General features: G+C 68.1%; 4 protein-coding genes. 2 read left to right on the top strand and 2 right to left on the bottom strand.

Annotated elements, in window-relative coordinates; translation table 11 throughout:
* Nucleotides 1-142: 142 nt before the first annotated feature.
* Entirely contained in the window at nt 143-12019 is an 11877-nt protein-coding gene (locus O3305_RS06210; RefSeq protein WP_269575608.1) for a filamentous hemagglutinin N-terminal domain-containing protein, read from the bottom strand.
* An 80-nt stretch (nt 12020-12099) separates the two neighbouring features.
* Nucleotides 12100-13743 carry a ShlB/FhaC/HecB family hemolysin secretion/activation protein gene (locus O3305_RS06205; RefSeq protein WP_269575607.1) on the bottom strand — a complete coding sequence of 548 codons (1644 nt, stop codon included), beginning with the start codon at nt 13741-13743 and terminating at the stop codon, nt 12100-12102.
* Nucleotides 13744-14178: 435 nt separating this feature from the next.
* Between O3305_RS06205 and O3305_RS06200 the strand changes: the two genes are divergently transcribed.
* Nucleotides 14179-15060: a transglutaminase-like cysteine peptidase gene (locus O3305_RS06200; RefSeq protein ID WP_269575606.1), complete on the top strand. Its 882-nt coding sequence runs from the start codon at nt 14179-14181 to the stop codon at nt 15058-15060.
* 314 nt (nt 15061-15374) lie between these two features.
* Entirely contained in the window at nt 15375-17660 is a 2286-nt protein-coding gene (locus O3305_RS06195) for a beta-glucosidase (protein WP_269575605.1), read from the top strand.
* The last annotated feature ends 61 nt before the right edge of the window (nt 17661-17721 follow it).

The following is a 17721-nucleotide window of genomic DNA, read 5'->3' as shown; positions in this document are numbered from 1 at the left end:
TGCGACTGGCGATCCCGAAGCTCCCGATCCTAGACCTCCAGAACGAGGACCGCAAAGCTTTGCTCCGTTCCGGGTGGGCGCAGGTGACGAAAAGGCCGGGAGTTTCCCCCGGCCTCCTTCGTACACGATGGGACGTGACGGATTACTGCCCGGCCAGTTCTTCCTCGACCTCGAGGTTGCTGTCGTCGAGCTGGATGATGATCGCGGTGTAGCCGACGCGCAGCAGCTCGCCGAGTCGGCTGACGCTGTTGACCACCACCGGCGGGCGCTGGTTGCTCTTGCCGTCGCCGGCCGGCGCGATCAGGCCGAGGGCCAGGCCGGTCGGCAGCTGGATCTCGCCATTGGCCGCGACCCTGCCGCCCGCCGGGATCACGAAGGTATCGATGATGATCTGGCGGGCATCGGTGGTGCCGGTGCCGATCACCGGCTGGTCGTTCACGAACAGCGTGCCGGTGTTGTTGGTGTGGATCTCGCTGAACACGCCGGTCACCGTGCCGCTCGGCGCGGTCACCGTCACCACCGCGCCGTTCACCGTGACGTCGATCGGGCGGAGCGAAGTCAGCGTGATCGCGCCCGGGCTGGTGTAGCTGCCCGTGAGGTTGCCGTTGGTGGCGACCGAGACGCCGCCATTGCCGGTGACCGTGGCGCCCACCGCGCCGCTCTGCGAGGTGAGCGAGGCGCTGCCGCCGCTGGTGACGGTCGAGGCGATCGCGCCGCTGGTCGTGGCGAGCGACACCGCGCCGCCCGAGGTGATCGGGCCGGTGATGCTGCCGCTGGTCGTGCTGGCGGTGACCGCGCCGCCGGCGTTGACGCTGCCGCTGATCGCGCCGGTGGTGGTCACCAGCTCGACCGCGCCGGTTGCGGTGATCGGGCCGGTGATCGTGCCGCCGGTGCTGCTCACCGAGACGTTGCTCTGCGCGGTGATCGCGCGACTGACCGAGCTGCCATAGTCGAGGTCGACCGGGCCGCCGGCGATGATCGAGCCGCTGCCCGTGCCGCCTGCGTTGATCGTCACCGAGCCGCCGGCGCGGATCGGTCCGCTCTCATTGCCGGCCACCCGCGCGTTGACATTGCCCAGCGTGTCCAGCGTGTTGGCGCTGAACGCCTGCGAGCCGCTCAACGCCGAGGTGAAGGTGCCGGCGAGCTTCACGGTGGCACCCGTGAAGTCGTGACCGGTCACGCTCATGTTGCCGAGGCGGATCGCGTCGGTGCCGGCATTGCCGATCGTCACGTCGCCGCTGTTCGCGGTCAGGCCGTTGCCGGCGGTGAAGGTGACGTTCTGCTGCGCGTTCACCGTGCCGACGAGGTCCGGCTGGATGCTGATCGCGCCGCCGGCGCCGCCGGGCAGGGTGGTGTTGAACGTCGTGCTGCCCTGGGTCAGTCGGACGCTCGAACCGGTGAAGGCGAGGCTGTTCGCCGCATAGGTGCCGCCGTTGAGCACGGTGCTGCCGGCATTGACCGTGGTCGTGCCGAGGCGGCGGGTGGCGCCGCTATTGCCCAGCGCCACCGAGCCGGTGCCGGCGTTGAGCGCGAGGCCCTGGCTGCCGGCCACCGCCGCATCGACCGTGCCCAGCGTGATCGCGCCGTTGGCGGTGGTCACGCTGGTGTTGCCCGCCAGGTTGGTGGCGCCGCTGACGGAGAAGGCGCCGCCGCCGGTCGTGTAGGCGCCGTTGAGGCTGGTCGCGCCGGTGTAGCTCTGGGAACCGACGGTTGAGACGCCGTTGGTTGCAATGGTTGCGCCGGAAAGGGTCAGGCCGGCCAGCCCGGTGACGGCTCCGACGGAGACAGTCCCCGTACCGGCGTTCACGCCGAAGTTTGCACTGCCGCTGACATTGCCCAGCGAGACATTGCCGCCGGTGGTGGTCACGGTAGTAGCGCCGGCCAGGCTGGTGCCGCCGTTCACCGCGAAGCTGCCGGCAGCATAGGCGCCGCCCAGCACGGTGGCGCCGGTGTAGCTCTGCGCGCCGCTGGTCGAAGCGCCGGCAGTGACGATCGTGCCGCCGGTAACCGACAGCGAGGCGAGGCCCGATGCCGCGCCAAGCGTCACATTGCCCGTGCCAGCATTGACGACCAGAGCGTTCAGACCGGTGCTTACGCCGAGCACGGCGTTGCCGCCCTGGGTGGTAACCGTGGTGGCGCCGGCCAGCGTGGCGGCGCCGCTGACGATGAATCCGCCACTGCTGGCGTACACACCGTTCAGACTGGTCGAACCCGTATAGTTCTGTGCGCCGAGAGTAGCGGCTCCGGCGGTGGCGATGTTCGCGCCGGTAACCGCCAGAGAAGCAATGCCATTCACCGCGCCGAGGGTGACGTTGCCCGTACCGGCATTGACGGTGAGACCACCCGCACCGCCGATCGTGCCGAAGCTTGCACTGCCGCCCGCGGTGGCGACGCTCACGGCGTTGACCGTGCCCGCCGCGCCGTTGACCGTGAAGGCGCCGCCGCCGGTGCTGTACGCACCGTTGAGGCTGGTCGCGCCATTGTAGCTCTGCGCGCCGGTGCTGCTCACTCCCGAGGTGGCGATCGTCGTGCCGGTGGCGGCGAGCGAAGCCAGGCCCGAAGCGGCGCCGAGCGATACGCTGCCGCCGCTCACCGCCAGCGCATTGCCGCCGCCTGTGATCGTGCCGAGCGCAGTATCGCCGGTGGTGGTGATGCTGGTCGCACCGGCCAGCGTCGCTGCACCCGCGCTGAAGCTGGCGGCGTCATAGCTGCCGTTCAGCACGATATCGCCGGTGTAGCTCTGCGCGCCGCTGGTCGAGGCGCCGGCGGTGACGATCGAGCTGCCGGTCGCCGAGAGCGCGGTAAGGCCGTCCACGGCGCCCAGCGTCACATTGCCGCCCGCGCCGACCGTGAGCGCCTGGGCGCCGGTGATCGGGCCGCCGAAGCTGGCATCGCCGCCGGCCGTGACGCTGGTGTCCTCCGCCAGGTCGGTCGCGCCGTTGACGGCGAAGTCACCGCCCGCGCTGTGCTCGCCGGCCAGGCTGACCGAGCCGGTGTAGCTCTGCGACCCGCTGGTCACCGCGCCATAATTGTTCACGACCCGGCCGGTGAGCGAGAGATCGGTCACGCCGGTCACCGAGCGGACGAGCACGGTGCCGTTGCCGCCGGCATTGGCCGAGAAGCTGGTGCTGCCGTTGCCGATCACCGAACCCATGGCGATGCTGCCATCGATATTGGTGTTCATCACGGTCGAGCCGGTGAGGATCGCGTTGCCGAGCACGCTGAAGTTGCTCGCGCTGTAGGTGCCGCCGAACCGGGTCTCGCCGAAATAGGTCTGGCCACCGATTGTCGCGGCGCCGGCCGTGGTGATCGTCGCGCCGGTGACGGTGAGCGACGTGATGCCGTTGACCGCGCCGAGCGTCACATTGCCGGTGCCGGCGTTGAGGTTCAGCGCGCTGTTCGGCCCGACGATGGCGCGGAAGTTGGCATTGCCGCCCTGCGTCGTCACGTTGGTGGCGCCGAGGGCGAGAGTCGAAGTGCCGGTGACGGTGAAGGTGCCGCCATTGGTGGTGTAGTTGCCGCGCAGCAGGATCGCGCCGGTATAGCTCTGCGCGCCGGTGGTGTTGGCGCCATTGGTGACGATGCCGGCGCCGGCCACCGAGAGTGCGGTCAGGCCGTTGACCGCGCCAAGCGTGACGCTGCCGGTCGCCGCCAGGGTGAGCGCGCGCGCACCGCCGATCGTGCCGAAGACGGCATTGCCGCCTGCCGTGACACTGGTGTTGCCGCCCAGCGTCGTCGCGCCGTTGACGGTGAAGGCGCCGCCGGCCGCGTAGCTGCCGTTGAGGTTGGTCGAACCGGTGTAGCTCTGCGCGCCGGACGTGGCTGCGCCGGCGGTGGTGATCGACCCGCCCGTCGCGGTCAGCGCCCCGAGGCCCGAGACGACGCCCAGGGTCAGGCTGCCGATGCCGGTGTTGACCGAGAGGCTGTTGCCGGTACCCGTCGCGCCGACCGGGCCCAGCGTGGCGCTGCCGCCCGACGTCGCGATGCTGGTGTTGCCGCCGAGCGTGCTTGCCCCGTTCACTGCGAAGCTGCTGCCGTTGGTCGCGTAGTTGCCCGCGAGGGTGGTCGCGCCGGTGTAGCTCTGTGCCCCGATGGTGGTGGCACCGGCCGTGGCGATGTTCGCACCGGTCGCCGAGAGCGAGGCGATGCCGCTGACCGCACCGAGCGTCACATTGCCGGAGCCGGCGTTGACGCCGAGGCCGCCAGCACCGCCGACGGTGCCAAGGCTCGCATTGCCGCCCGAGGTTGCGACGCTGACCGCGTTGACCGTGGTTGCCGCGCCGGCGACGGTGAAGGCGGCGCCATTGGTCGCGTAGCTGCCGTTCAGCGTGGTCGCGCCGGTGTAGCTCTGCGCGCCGCTGGTCGAGGCGCCGGAGGTGGCGATCGTCGCGCCGGTTGCGGAAAGCGAGGCAAGGCCGGTCACAGCGCCCAGCGTGACGGCATTGGCGCCTGCATCGATCGCCAGGGTGCCCGTGCCGCCGATGGTGCCGAAGCCGGCATTGCCGCCTGCGGTGACGCTGGTGTTCGCGCCGATCGTGGCCGCGCCGTTCACGGTGAAGGCGCCGCCCGCAGTATAGGTGCCGCCCAGCGTCGTCGCACCGGTGTAGGTCTGCGCGCCGGTGCTGGTCATGCCCGCGGTGGCGATCGTCGCGCCGGTGGCGGTGAAGGTGCTGATGCCGGTAGCCGTGCCGAGGGTGATATTGCCGGTGCCCGCGTTCACGGTGAGAGGGCTGGAGAAGCCGAAGCTGGCGAAATTGCCGAAGCTGGCATTGCCGCCCGCGGTGGTGACCGTCATCGCGCTGCCGAGCATCGAGGTGCCGTTGACCGCGAAGGCGCCGCCGCCGGTGGTGTAGGTGCCGGCGAGCGTGGCCGAGCCGTTGAGCGTGAAGGCGCCGCCATTGGTGGCATAGGTGCCCGAGTAAGAACCGCCGCCATTATAGGTCTGCGCGCCATTGGTGCTGGCGCCCTGCGAGAGGATCATGCCGCCGGTGCCGGTGAGCGTGCCGACATTGGAGACGGTGCCGAAGCGCAGCTGGCCGCCATGCGCGGTGGCGACGAGATTGTGTCCGTTGCCGGCGATCGTGCCAAAGCCGACGTTGAAGCCGGTGTCGCTGCCATTGCCGTCGACATTGGCGTCGGCGGTCAGCTGCGTCGCGCCGCCGAAGGTGAGGCTGCTGCCGGCGGTGAAGTTTCCGCCCAGCGAGATGAGGCTGCCGCTGTAGAGCTGCGCGCCGCTGGTGGTGGCGCCCACGGTCGTGATGCTGGTGCCGTAGACGGACAGGTTGGCGAGGCCGCTGGCGAGGCCGATGACGACGTTGCCGCTGCCCGCGCGGAGCGTGAGGTCGGTCGCGCCGGTGATCGTGCCGAGCGCAATATTGGCATTGCCCGGGCTGGTATCGACTTGCGTGACGCTGGCGAGCGTCGTCGCACCGTTCACGGTGAAGGCACCGCCTGCGGTGTAGGTGCCGCCCAGCGTGGTCGCGCCGGTATAGCTCTGGGCACCGCTGGTCGAGGCGCCCAGGGTGGCGATGTTGGCGGCGGTTACTGCGAGCGACGACAGGCCGCTCACCGCGCCGAGCGCGGCATTGCCCGCGCCCGCGTTGATCGTGAGTCCACCGGCGCCGGTGATCGCGCCCAGCGTCGCGTTGCCGCCGCCGGTCGTGGTCACGCTGGTGGTGCCGCCCAGCGTCGAGGCGCCGGCGACGGTGAAGCCGGCGGCGGTGTAGGCGCCGTTCAGCGTCGTCGCCCCGGTATAGCTCTGCAGGCCGCTGGTGGTGGCGCCGGCGGTGACGATCGAGCCGCCGCTGACGGTCAGGCTGGCGAGGTTGGCGAGGCCGATCGACACGCTGGTCGTGCCGTTCAGCGTGAGCCCATAGGCCGAGGTGATCGCGCCGACCGAGACGGTGTCGCCGGTCAGCACGGTATCGCCGGTCAGCACCGGGCCGGTGGCGAAGCTCAGCGCGCCGGTGGCGGTGATGCTGGTGCCGATATTGGTGCCGGCGGCGCCCGCGCCGAAGCTCAGGCTGTTCACCGTGATCGGGCTGTTCATGCTCAGCACGCGCAGCGCGTCGAGCGTCACATTCTCGTTATAGGCGCCGCCGCCGATATAGACGGTGCCGCCCGAGACCACGGCGTCGAGGCCGCCCTGCAGGTTGAGCAGGGTGCGCTGGCTGCCCTGGGCGCCGGCGGTGCCACTCGTGGTGACATAGGCGCGGGTGCGGTTCGCCGCGCTATAGCCCTGGTTGTAGACGGCCATGCCGCCATTTGCGGCCGAGAGCGCGAGCAGGCGGGCCTGTTCGCTGAGCGGCGTGTTCGGGCCGAGCGCGCCGGCCGAAGGCGTGATCGTCGTGCCGTTCCAGATGCCGTTCAGATAGGTGATGATGCCCCATTCGTTGCCGAATGCGCCTTCGCTGTTGCCGGCGATGTTGAGGTTCGAGCCGTCGGTATACTGGACCGAGATCGCGCTCTTGGTGTTGTCGATGACGTTGCCGGTCAGCGATGTGCCGGTGTTGCGGCCGTCGATCAGGATGCCGTTGCGCACCCCGGTGATGGTGTTGCCGGTGACGGTGACATTGTCGGCGCCGTTGGCGATGACGATGCCGCGGGTGATCGTCGGCCAGGCATAGGTGACATAGCTCTGGTCGGCCGGGCCGAAGATCTCGAAGCCGGAGACGGTGACGCCGTCGGCGTTGATGGTGATGCCGTTGCTGCCATTGGCGCTCGCGTCGATCTTCGCGCCGGACGCGCCGATCAGCGACACGCCGTTGGTGGTGATCGACGCGTTCGCGCCATAGGTGCCGGCGGCGACGTTGATCGTGCCGCCCGTGCGGACGTCACGCGCGGCCGCGCTGATCGTCAGCCCGGGGACGACGGTGAAGATGTTGCTGAAGCCGGTGCCGGTATAGTTTTCCAGCGAGGTGCTGTAGCCGAAGCCGAGGCTGAGCCCGAACGTCGTCGCGTCCTGGAGCGTCGTGCGGAAATAGGTGAACTGGCCGCCATTGGCGCGGTGATCGGTGTTGCGCAGGGCATAGCCATAGCCGGTCAGGTTGAGCTGGCCGAAGCCCTGCGTCGTCGATTCCAGCTGCGAGAACAGCCCGTTGAATTCCTCGAAATTGTTCTGCGCGGCGTCGATGTTGATGTTGGTGGTCTGGCCGTCATAGCCGCCTGCGCGGTTGGTCTGGTAGAGCGCGACGCCGCCCCAGTTGTTGTTCAGCGTATGGACGCCGATCAGCGTCACGTTCGCGCTGTCGGTGATCTGGACGCCGGCGCCGTCGGTGTTCTGGCCGTCGGCGGTGAAGTTGGTGATCGTGACGCCCACGGCGCCGTTGATGTCGAGCTCGGCGCGGCGCGAGCCCTTCACGGTCACGTTGCTGATCGTGACGTTGCTGATGCGCTGGCTCGGCGCATAGCTGACGGGGTTGGGCTGGACCTTGATGCCGTAATTGCCACCCGAGAGCGTGCTGCCGAGCAGGGTGAAGTTGGCGAGGCTGGTGTTGTCGGCATAGACGCCGATCGTGCCGAGGCCGCCGCCATTGTTGACGGTGCGGCCGTCGAGGATCGTGCCGGCCTGCGACTGGCCGACCATGTTCACCGAGGTGGTGATCGAGAGCTGCGAGCCGAGCACATAGGTGCCGTCGAGGATGCGGACCGTGTCGCCGGCCTGGGCGCGGGCCAGCGAGGCGTCGATCGTGCTGGTGATGCGGATGTCCGGATCGCCGCCGGCGGTGGTGGTGGCGCGGGCGGTGGTGCCGCTGCCGGCATAGGTCAGCACGCCGCCGCGGACGAAGCTGTTGCCGTTGTTGCGGAACACATCGTCCCAGGCGAAGGCGCTGCTCAGCAGGCCGACGGTGCGCACGGGGATGTCGACGTCGAAGCTGTTGCCGGTCACCGTCACCGCGCCGGCGTAAAGCTGTTGCCACGGCGTGTTGGGCATATAGCCCTGGATCTGGAAGCCGCGCATGCCGGTGAGGCTGCTGCTCAGGCTGTTGTTCGCGAAGATCCGGTTCGACACGTCGGTGGTGCGGCCGGCGCCCGCGGCGACGACGACCATCGCGCTGGCATAGGTGCCGCCGAGGAACTTGTTGCCGGTGATCGTGAAGCTCTCGAGCCGGGTGCGCGAGGGATCGTTGAAGTCGTCGATATAGAGGTTGGCGGCGGTCTCGTTGCCGCTGTTGTCGATCACCGAGTTGCGCAGGGTGAAGGCGTTGCCGATCACCTCGACGGTCTTGTTGTCGCCGGCGGCGGCGGGCTTGAAGCCCAGGCCCTCGATGGTGACGCCATTGCCCGAGATGAAGTGCTGCGCGCCGAAGCCGGCCTGGTAGCGGGCGGTGACGAAGGCGGCGACATCGTCGGCGTCGGTGATCGCGTTGCCGGCGGCATCGACGCCGCGCAGGGTGATGTTGTCCTTGTAGAGGTAGAGGCCGAAGCTCTGCGCGCCGGCATCGCCGTAATAGCCGACGCCGGTGACGCCTTCGAGATAGTCGCCCGGGCGGATGGTGACGATGGCGCCGGGGGCGGCTTCGTTGACCGCCGCCTGGATGTTGCGGCTGAACGTGTGATAGCCGGTCGCCGAGCTGTTCGACCAGGCGCCGGCGCCGGTCAGCGTGTTGGTGGCGAGCAGGTCGGCGAAGCTGGCGGTGCCCAGCGCCGCGTCGCTCACATAGAGGCCGTTGGCGGTATAGGCGACGCCGGCCATGTCGAAACTGTTGCCGGTGATCGTCGCGCCCGCGCCGCGCACGCGCAGCATCGCGCCGAAGCCGCCGGTGGTGGTGGCGAAGCTGTTGCCGGTGATCGTCGAGCCGGCGGAGTCGATCGTCACGCCGGTGTTCAGACCGGAATCGCCGTTGACCACATTGTTGGTGAAGCTGATCCCGCCGCCCACGCCGCCGCCGCCGAGTGCTACGAGCTGGCGCGAGACGTTGGGCACGGTGAACTGGTCGCCGGTCGCGGGGGCCGCGCCGACATAGGTCTTGCCGGTGATGATGTTGCCGTCGACGACCAGCCCGGTGATCGCATAGCCCCATTCGGAGACGAGGCCGAGATCGCCCGCGGCGACGATGCGGTTGCCGGTGATCCGCGAGCCGGTGTTAGTCTGCTGGAGATAGACCGCCGCGGTCTCGCTGCCCGGGTTGCCGTTCTCGATGCCGTTGATCGTGAAGCCGCTGAGAATGGTGTTGCTCGAGCCCGCCGCCAGCGTCACCGTGCCGAGCGCGCCGACATTCGAGATGCCGTTGATCGTGGTCACGTCGCGGCCGGCGCCGATCAGGCTGATGCCGGTCTTGTTGATCAGGACATTCTCGGCATAGGTGCCGGCACCGACATTGATGCTGCCACCCGCGCGGACATCGCGCACCGCCGCGCCGATGCCGAGGCCGCCCGTCACGGTGAAGACGTTGGTCCCCGCGCTGCCGTTCCAGCCCTCGATCGAGCTGCTGGCCGGGGTGGCGAGCGACAGCGCATAGCCGGTCGCGTCGCTCAGGCTGGTGCGGAAGAAGGTGAACTGGTTGCCCTCGGCGCGGAACGCCGTGTTGCGGACGATATAGTCATAGCCCGCGATGCTCAGCGTGCCGACATCGTTGATGGCGGAGCTGTCCTGCAGGTACAGGCCGTTCGATTCCGAGAAGGCGTTGTTGCCCTCGATCGTGATGCCGGTGAGCTGCTGGTTGCTGCCGGTGGCGCCGTTCGCCTGGTAGAGCGCGAGGCCGCCCCAGGCATTGCCCGAGGTGCTGCTGTTCCTGACCAGCACATCGGCGCTGTCGGTGATCGAGATGCCGTTGCCGGCGAGCGCGCCCGTCACATTGACGTTGTCGATCGTCGCGCCGATCACCGAATTCAGGTCGAGCCCGGTCTTGCGCGAGCCGCTGATCGAGACGTTGCTGATCGCGAAATTGTCGATCCGGGAATTGCCATTGGCGTCGCCCGCGCCGACCTCGACCTTCATGCCATAGGTCGAGCTCGACACCGCGCTGGGGGCGAGCAGGGTGAAGTTGCTCACCGACACATTATCGGCATGGACGCGCATGCCGTAGACGCCGAGGCCCGAGGCGTTGAAGATCGTGCCCGCCTCGCTGGCGCCGAGCAGGGTCAGGCTCTTCTGGATGAACAGCGTGTTCGACAGGTTGTAGGTACCGTCGGCGACGTTGACGGTGCCACCGGTGACCACGGCGTTGACGCCGGCCTGGACGCTGGCGAGCGTGCCGAGGCGGCTGCCCTGGTTGCTGTCACTGCCGCTGGTCGAGACATAGACGGCAGTGCGGTTCGACGCCGAGTAGGCCTGGTTCTGCACTTCCATGCCACCATTGGCGGCGCGTAGCGCGAGCAGGCGCTGCTGCTCGGCGAGCGGCGTGTTGGCGCCGAGCGAACCGGCCGCGGGCAGGATGGTGACGCCGTCGGCCTGGAGGATACCGTTCAGGTGGAGGTTGATGCCCCACTCATTGCCATAGGTGCTGGCGTGATTGTCCGTCATCGTGACGTTCGATCCGTCGGTATACTGGATCGAGATCGCCGACTTGGTGTTGTCGATAATGTTGTTGAGCAAATAGGTGTTCACGTTCCGCCCATCGACGATGATGCCGGTGCGGATGTCGTGGATGTTGTTGTTCAGCAGCTGGACGTTGTCGGCATAGCGATTGACGAAGATGCCGCGCGAATTGGTGCTGCCCCAGGCATAGCTGGTATAGGCGCTGGTCGCCGGGCCCGAGATCTCCAGGTTCTGGATCCTGACATAGTCGCCCCAGATGTCGATCGCGTTCTCGATGCCGCTGGTCCAGCCGATCCTGGCGACGCCCTGGCCGTCGATCGTCACGTCGCTCGCGTCGATGCGGACGCCCGACTTGTAGACGCCGGCGCCGAGCCGGATCGTGGTGCCGAAGCCGGTGGTGCCGATCACACCCAGCGCATCGTTGATATAGTTGCCGAGGCCGGTGGTGTCGGTGCCGTTGTTGCTCAGGTTCAGCTTCAGCGCGGTGGCGGTGCTGACCTTGCCCACGCCGTAGATGTGCGGCGCGGTGATATTGACCGTGCCCGAGGCGCCGCTGAGGTTGCCCGAAATGTTCACCGCCTGATCGGAGCTGATCAGGATGTTCCGGCTGATGCTGGCGCGATCGTTCGCCGCGACCGTGCCGCGCAGGTTGGCGCTGCCGCCGACCGCTTCGAGCACGATCGTGCCATTGTCTATCGTGGCGGAATCGACGCTGAGCGTGCCGGTGTTGATGAGATTGTCGACTGCGGCGCCGGCGCTCTTCGCCGACATCTGGATGCGGCCGCCCTCGGCGAAGATCTGGCCGTTATTCTCGACCAGCGCGCTGCTCGCCGGCACGCCGATGCTGAGCAGGCCGTCGCCGGCGAGGTCGAGCGTGAAGGCGGTGCCGCCGCCCAGCTGCACGCGGCCGGCAGTGGCGGTGATCACGCCGCTGTTGCGCACCGTCGGCGCCACGAACGCGGCGAGGCCGAGATTGCCGGCGGTGATGTTGATGTTGCCGTTGACGACGATCTCGCCGCCGGTGGCGCCGGTGATGTCGAGATTGCCGCCGCCCATGAAGGCGGCCTGGTCGATATCGCCGGTCGAGGCGATCAGGCTGCCGACATTGACGTTGGCGGTGCCCGAGAACAGCACGCCGTTCGGGTTGAGGATTGCCACCCGGCCGTTGGCATTGAGCTGGCCGGCAATCTCCGACGGCGCCGCGCCGCTGATCACGCGGTTGACCGCGATCGAGGTGGAGGAAGGCTGGACGAAGGTGACGCTCGCGCCCGATCCGATGTCGAACGTGTTCCAGTTGATCACCGCGCGATCGGTGTTCTGGTTGATCGTCATGCTCGACGGGGTGGGGGTGCCGATCGTCGCCGATCCTGCGACGACGTCGCCGCCGGTGGGCAGGGCGTTGGAAGCGAGCTGGGCATGTGCCGGATTGGCAAGCATGATCGCCGCGACCGCCGCCGAGACCAGCAGGCTCGATCGTTTCAGACGGCGCGAGGCCTGGCTCGAGGCAATAGCGGCCTTGGCGCGGTGCAGCTTGCTCATATCCCTCATCCCTGTTCGGCCGCTTCGGGGTGGCCAGCCCGCAATTCTCAGTCAGGTACGCACGCGACCGGCAGGGCCGATCAGAACGACATGCTCAGCGAGAAGAATGCCCGGCCATCCTTGTCGCCGCGCGAGGCGACGGGCCGGTTGATCGGCTTGGCATATTCGACCGATCCGTTGATGCCGGGCCGCAGCCCGATACGGATGCCTCCGCCCGCCGATTCCAGCGAGGCGGTGAGCGGCTCGCCCGGCAGCGGGCGGTTCTGCGCGACCTTGCCGGCTTCGTAGAAGCCATAGGGCTGGACCGTGCCGCCCTGGAAATTGCCGGCGTAGAACATCTCGATCCGGCCGGCGGCGCCCTTGTCGCCGGTCACTTCGGACGGGTCATAGGCATGGGCGAACTGCTCGCCGCCCAGCCCGAATTCCTCGCTCGCGAGCAGGCTCTGGCCGCTATACTGGACCGCGCCGCTCGCCTGGAAATAGAGGCCGCGGCCCACGCCATAGGCAAAGGAGACTTCGGCGTTCAGCCGGGTGAACACGCCCGAGCCGGTCGCGCGCGATTTGTTCGCATCGCCGCGTACCGTCGCACCCAGCGCGTCGAACCCCTGGGTGACCGAGGCGCGCACGTTCAGAATCCCGCCCCAGGGCGCGGCATAATTGCCGTAGAGTTCGCCCTGCACGGTGCGGGTGGCATCGTCGAAGATCGGATCGATGACGATGTTGCGCGAGCTGCTGTCGCGGCCGGTGAACACCAGCCGGCCGAACAGATTGGTCTCGCGGCTGCGCACGAACGGATAGCGCAGCGCGACGCCATAGGTGGCGCTGCGGCCGCGCAGATCGAGCAGGCGGAGCTCGTCGCCCGGATGGGTGGCGGCATAGCTGCCGAACGCGGTGAGGCGCAGGCCCGAATTGCCGATCGGCTGGTCATAGCTGAGCGACAGGAAGCCCAGTTCCTTGTGGACCGGCGCGCTGACCGCGGTGATCGAGATGCGCTCGCCCGCGCCGAGCATGTCGTTGAACGACAGGCCGCCATAGATCTGGACCGGGCCCAGCCAGCGCGAGCCGCGATTGTCGGCGGCGACAAAGCCCTCGATCCCCTTGCGCTCGACGGCCAGCGTCAGGTCGGCGGCGCCGACTTCGCTGGGGGAGGGGGTGAGCACCGCGCGGACATCGACGCCCTGCAGGTCACGGGCGAGCAGCAACGCGCGAGTGAGCGCGGCGCCCGAAGTGGGCCGCTCGGCGGCGACGCTTGCCAGATAGCCGCGCAGATAGGGCGCATAGCCACCGGCCTCGCCTTCGATCCTGGTTGCGCCGATATGCCCCTCGACCACCTGGATCGTCAGCACGCCATTCTCGATGCGCTGCGGGCCGACCACCGCGCGCGACAGCACGAAGCCGCGGCGGCGATATTCGGCGGTGACTTCCTCGGCGAGCTTGAACAGCTCGGCGAGCGGCATGTCGCGGTTGAGATAGGGCGCGGCGATCGCATCGAGCGCGGCGACCGGTACGGCGGTCACCCCTTCGAAGCGCACCGCGGTCAGGCGGACCTGCACGGCGGACTCGGGTGTGCTCTGCTGGCGGGGAAGCTCGGGAACATCGACCGAGCGGGCATCGGGGACCTTGTCCGCCGGGCGCAGCCGCTCGTCGAGCCGTCCGGGATTTACGGTCTGCTGGGCGTGCGCCGCCTCGATCGGCACGATCGCGGCCGCAGCAATAATAAACAACCAGCGACGGTTAAGTCCCATAGCCCCGGTCCCCCCTCCGAGATTTGTGCAACCGGAAACGATGCCCCGAATCGGTTGCATTAGAGTCGCGTCTTACAATGGCTTTGTGGGACTCAGGAAGATGGAGTCAGCGTTAACTGGCCAATATTTGCAATAATGCACTGATCCACAACGGGACTATTTGTTTATGTCTGCTTTGTTTCTGAAAAGATCGTGAGGCATAGATTCCGTTCACTGTGCGTTCTGCGAATTAAACCAATGCGTAACCATAAATAATAACCATTCTCAGTGGCTTATACTTAGGGGTTTGTTAGCCCGGCCTTAGGGCGCCCGGGCGTATCCCAGCCTCCGTAAAACCGGGGGTTTGGGGCTTTGCGTCGCGTATCTTCATCGCGGCTGGTGCTTGCCTGTGCGGCACTGGCCTGGGGGCAGTCCGTGTCCGCCGCGATGGCGGCCGCGGGTGATTCGGCGGGCGAGGGCGTGATTGCGCTTCGCCTGGCGGATGCGCCGCGCTGGACCGATGTGCTTGCCCGCGCCGCACGCGATCCGGCCGCTCGAAACCCGCTTCATTGCATGATGCCCGCCGACGAGCTGCCGGCCGAATGCGGTCCCTCAGGCTGGCGTGCCGCCTTTGCCGGGCTGCAGGGAAAGCCGGTTGCCGATCGGGTTGCCGGCGTCCAGTCGGTGGTCAACAAGCTGCCCTATGTTCCCGATCTCGCCAATTGGGGCATGGCCGATCGCTGGGAAACGCCCGCCGAGATGTTCGCGCGGGGCGGGGACTGCGAGGATTTCGCGCTCACCAAATATTTCGCGCTGCGTGAGCTGGGGCTTGCCGAGTCCGCGATGCGGCTGGCGATCGTGTGGGACAATCGGGATGCCGAGCAGCATGCCGTGCTGTTCGTCGAGGCGGACGGGCAAAACTGGGTGCTCGACAACAAGTTCGCCGGGCCGGTGGCCGCGGCCGAGCTGGCCGGGCGCTACCGGGTGATCTGGTCGGTCAATCGCGACGGTGCGACGCTTGCGGTGTCGGATGACGCGGGGCAGGGGCCGCGCCTGCGCACCGCCCGGGGCGGCAGGATGCTGGTGCTGCGCACGCGCCCGATCCGCCGCGATCGGATCGAGCCTGCGGGCGCGCCGCGTGTCGAGGTTGCCGCTGTCCGGCCTGTTCCGGCGGGCATCGCACGGCTGGGTGCCGCCGTGCCGGCCGGGGACTCGCCGGGTCAGGCGATTGAAAGCGCTTCCAAAATTAGCGAAAAATCGGTGCGCGACGAGCTTGTTCGAGCCGGTGAAATGGCGGTCCGCTACGCCGGGAAATAGCCGTAAACCTGCCAGAATATCACGTTATTACAACGCTTTGACTATAAGCTGCCACTATGGCTGTAACAAAATTGAGAACGTTCTTGAGAACGATCTCAATTTATGCTCTAAGCACCCCATTGGAGCGCAAGACTCCGCGAACGATAGAGGGGTGTTGGAACAGGCTGCCGTGCGCGCCACGAGGCGTCGTCGGCTTAGTTTGTCGCCGAATCCGACAGCGTTGTCGGAATAGGCCTCCCCCAGGTTGGATCGGATAAACAGGCACGCCCCCGGGCGTGCGCGGCGCTGTTGCATGCGCCGAAGGGGAGAGGTGAATGTTGTTCAGCCTGCGGCACGTGGCGCGCTCCATGGCGTTGCTTGCCACCACCGCGCTTGCCGGGACGATGACCGCGCACGCGCAGGTCGCACCCGCCGCGTCGCCGGTTCAAGCCGATCCTTCCGCCCGTCCCTGGGCCGATCCCAAGCTTCCCGCGGGTGCCCGTGCGGAAATGCTGCTCGCGGCGATGACGCTCGAGGAGAAGCTGGCGCTCGTCTACACATGGTTCCCGCCCTTCGCGAAGGGGCCCGACGCGCCGACCGACCTGATCCCCTCGGCCGGCCAGCAGCCGGCGATCCCGCGCCTGGGCATCCCGGCGCTTCGCGAGACCGATGCCAGCCTCGGCGTCGCCAACCAGGTCGAGCAGCGCAAGGGCGATACCGCCACCGCGCTCCCTTCGGGCCTGGCGCTGGCGGCCAGCTTCGATCCCAAGCTCGCCTATGAAAGCGGCGCGATGATCGGCAGCGAGGCGCGGGCCAAGCGCTTCAACGTGATGCTCGCCGGGGGCATCAACCTGACCCGCGATCCCTGGGGTGGGCGCAACTTCGAATATCTGGGCGAGGATCCGCTGCTCGCCGGCACGCTTGCGGGCGAGTCGATCAAGGGCATCCAGTCGAACCGCATCATCTCGACGATCAAGCATTTCGCGCTGAACGCGCAGGAGACCGGCCGCTTCGTCAGCGATGCGAAGATCGGCGAGGCGGCGTTCCGGGAAAGCGATCTGCTCGCCTTCGAACTGGCGATCGAGCGCGGCAAGCCGGGCTCGGTGATGTGCGCCTACATGTCGGTCAATGGCGACTTCGCCTGCGAGAACGCGTTCCTGCTCAACACCGTGCTCAAGCAGGACTGGGCCTATCCGGGCTATGTCATGTCCGACTGGGGCGCGGTGCACTCGACGGTGAAGGCCGCGCGCAACGGGCTCGACCAGCAATCGGGCGGCGAGCTCGATACGCATCCCTTCTTCCGGGCCGACCTGCGCAAGGCAGTGGAAAGCGGGGCGCTGCCGATGGCGCGGCTCGACGACATGGCGCGGCGCATCCTGAACGGCATGTTCTCGGCGGGTGTGATGGACGCGCCGGTGGTCGAGACGCCGCAGCCGATCGATACCGCGAAGAATGCCGAGGTCGCCCAGCGCGCGGCCGAGGCGGGCATCGTGCTGCTCAAGAACGAGAAGAATATCCTGCCGCTGGCCAAGTCGGCGAAGCGGATCGTTCTGATCGGCGGCCATGCCGATATCGGGGTGCTCTCCGGCGGCGGCTCGTCGCAGGTCCGCTCGACCGGCGGCATTCCGCTGGAGATCCCGCTCAAGAACGGCCCGGCCGCGTCCTTCGTGCGCGTGACCTGGCATGCGTCCTCGCCGCTTGCGGCAATCCGTGCGCTGGCCCCCAAGGCGCGCGTCGATTTCGTCGATGGCAGCAACCCCGAAGCTGCCGCTGCGGCGGCGAGGAACGCGGACCTGGCGATCGTCTGGGCCACCCAGTGGACCACAGAGGCCGAGGATCCCGAGACGATCGATCTGGAGGGCAACCAGAATGCGGTGATCGCCGCGGTCGCCGCCGCCAATCCGAAGACGGCCGTGGTGCTCAATACCGGCGGCCCGGTGCTGATGCCCTGGCTCAAGCAGGTGCCGGCGGTGCTCGCCGCCTGGTATCCCGGCCAGCGTGGCGGCGAGGCCGTGGCGCGGGTGCTGTTCGGCGAGGTGAACCCCTCGGGGCGCCTGCCGATCACTTTTCCGGCGTCCATCGACCAGGCGCCGCGCCCCACGGTGCCGGGCTTCGACCAGGTCAAGGCATCCCCCGATCGCGGGCAGGATGCGCGGGCGATCAAGCCGTTCGTGATCGATTATAGGGAAGGCTCCGACGTCGGCTATCGCTGGTATGCCAAGCAGGGCCAGCGCCCGGCTTTCCCGTTCGGCTACGGGCTCAGCTACACCCAGTTCGCCTATGCCAACCTCAAGGTGGAGGGGGGCGCCGCGCTGACGGTGAGCTTCGACGTCACCAATCGCGGCAAGCGCGAAGGCGCCGACGTGCCCCAGCTTTACGTGACTCCGGCCACGGGCGCCCGCCCGCTGCGCCTCGCGGGCTTCGAGCGGGTGACGCTCAAGCCCGGTGAGACTCGCCGGATCACGCTCACCGCCGAGCCGCGCATCGTCGCGGACTACGACACCGCCCAGCCGGGCTGGCACGTCGCGGCGGGAACCTATCGCGTCGCGATCTCGCGGGATGCCGGACAACCGGTGCTCACGGGCGCGGCGGATTTGCAGGAGCGCCGTCTGGCGCCCTGACGGGACAGCACCGGGTGAGGCGCGCGTAGATGCGTCGGGGTGCAGAACAGAGTGGGAGGAC

The organism is Sphingomonas sp. NIBR02145 (assembly GCF_027359115.1).
Taxonomy (GTDB): Bacteria; Pseudomonadota; Alphaproteobacteria; order Sphingomonadales; family Sphingomonadaceae; genus Sphingomonas; species Sphingomonas kyeonggiensis_A.
This window is presented reverse-complemented; position numbering and strand designations above follow the sequence as displayed.